1 protein-coding gene and 1 pseudogene are annotated in these 2,004 nt (G+C 75.5%); both read right to left on the bottom strand.

The genetic code is table 11. From position 1 onward, the window contains the following. Positions 1-1,038, bottom strand: a 1,038-nt coding sequence (locus VN520_RS11470) for a GTPase (protein ID WP_325746778.1), incomplete at its 3' end; no start/stop codon positions are given. Then, a pseudogene (locus VN520_RS11475) lies at positions 1,035-2,004 on the bottom strand (ATP-binding protein); the annotation flags it as partial. The gene VN520_RS11470 and the pseudogene VN520_RS11475, both read right to left, overlap by 4 nt.

A 2,004-nucleotide genomic window follows, 5' to 3' on the forward strand; every position in this document is an offset into this window, starting at 1 on the left:
CCCCTCGGCGACGTACTGCGGCCGGAGCCGCGCCGCGGCCGCGTCCACATCGGCGGACAGCCGGCGCGCCGCCGCCGTACGGGCCTGGACGAACCTGCCCAGCACCTCGCGCAGGTCGCCCACCCCCGCCCCGGTGAGCGCGGACAGGGACATGACCGTGACACCCGGCTCGCCGTGTTCCCCCACCGCCATGCCGTCCTCGTCGAGCAGCCGGCGCAGGTCGTCCAGGACCAGGTCGGCGGCCTCGCCGGGGAGCCGGTCGATCTGGTTGAGCACGACGAAGGAGATCTCGGCGTGCCCGGCGAGGGGCCGCAGATAGCGTTCGTGCAGGGCCGCGTCGGCGTACTTCTCCGGGTCCACGACCCAGATCACCGCGTCGACCAGGGCCAGCACCCGGTCCACCTGCTCCCGGTGGCCGGTCGCCGCCGAATCGTGGTCGGGCAGGTCCACCAGGACGAGCCCCTGCAACGCCTCGTCGGTGGGCGTGCCGCCCTGCACGGGCCTGCGCCGGAGCCGGCCGGGGATGGCCAGCCGGTCGAGCAGTCCGGCGGCGCCGTCGGTCCAGCTGCAGGCGATCGGGGCGGAGGTGGTCGGCCTGCGCAGCCCGGTGTCGGAGATCTGGATGCCCGCGAGCGCGTTGAAGAGGGTGGACTTCCCGCTGCCGGTGGCTCCCGCGACGGCGACGACCGTGTGCCGGGAGGAGAGCCGCTGACGGGCCGACGCCTCGTCGAGCACGCGTCCCGCCTCGGCGAGGGTGTCCCCGTCGAGCCGGGCGCGGGAGAGCCCGACCAGTTCCCGCAGCGCGTCCAGCCGCGACCGCAGGGGGCCGCCGCCCAGCCCGTACGCCTCGGCCTGGGGCCCCGGACCGTCCTGGAGCTCCGGGACGTCCTGGGCAGCCGGAACCGGCCCGTCCTCCGCGCTCCTCTGTGCGGTCCCGGTGGCGCGGCGCGCGATGAGCCCGTCGTCCCAGCGGCGCCCGTCGTCCTGCCGCGCCTCCCCCACGCCCTCGTCCCGGCCCTGGTCAGTGACGGCAGTCATCGCTGCCACCTCTCCTTCTGCAGTACGGACAGCGCGGCGATCAGTTCGGCCTGTGGATCAGGGGCGACTTCCAGCGCGTCCAGCGGTGCGAGCCGCCGGTCGCGCTCGCCGTGCATGACCTGGTCCAGGCAGTCGGTGAGCAGTGCTCCGCCCTTGTCGCGCAGGCGCAGGGCCCCCTGGGCACCGATCCGTTCGGCGAGCTGCTCCCCGGCGCCCCTGGCGCGGCGTCCGCCGAGGAGGGCGGCGGCCAGCAGCGCCGCCACCGTCTCGGCGTCGGGCGCCGCGTTGCGGTCGAGCAGCCGCGCCTCCTCCTCGGCGAGTTCCTCCAGGACCCGCCTCCAGCGCCGTACGGCCATGCCGATCCGGCCCTGGATGTCCTCGGCGGGCCCCCACCCGCCCTCCTCCCGCCCGGTGTCCTCGAACCGGAAGTTCCTGGCGGCGGGCTCACGCCGCCAGGTCGTACGGATCTGCTCGTCGGAGGCGGCCACGGCGCACTGCAACAGGGCCACCAGGCTCTCCACGAGCGCGTCCAGCAGCTCCCCCGCGGTGCTGTAGAGCGGATATCCGCGCCACCGGGTGCGGGCGCCGCCGGCGAGGACCGCGCCGTCCCGGAGCCATCGCCGTACACGCGCCAGCTCCTTCTCGTACGCCGCCTCGACCACACCGTTCAGTCGCACGGCCGCGGCGTACTGCGCGGCCACCGCCCCGGCCAGCTCGGGCATCCGTACGTTGAGCGAGTCGATGACCCCGGACGCCGTACGCCCCACGGCCTGCTGACGGGCCGCCGGGTCCTGCGCCCGGTGAGCGAGCCAGGCGTACAGGGGTGCGATGGCGGTGGTGGGCAGCAGCCCGCTGCCGCCGCCCGCGGACTCGGGCAGCTCCGGAATGGTGAAGCGGGGCACCTCCCCCAGGCCGGCCCGGGTGAGCAGGGCCGCGTACTGCCGGGACACCTCGGCGATCATCTGG

This window comes from Streptomyces sp. (assembly GCF_035563135.1).
Classification (GTDB): domain Bacteria; phylum Actinomycetota; class Actinomycetes; order Streptomycetales; family Streptomycetaceae; genus Streptomyces.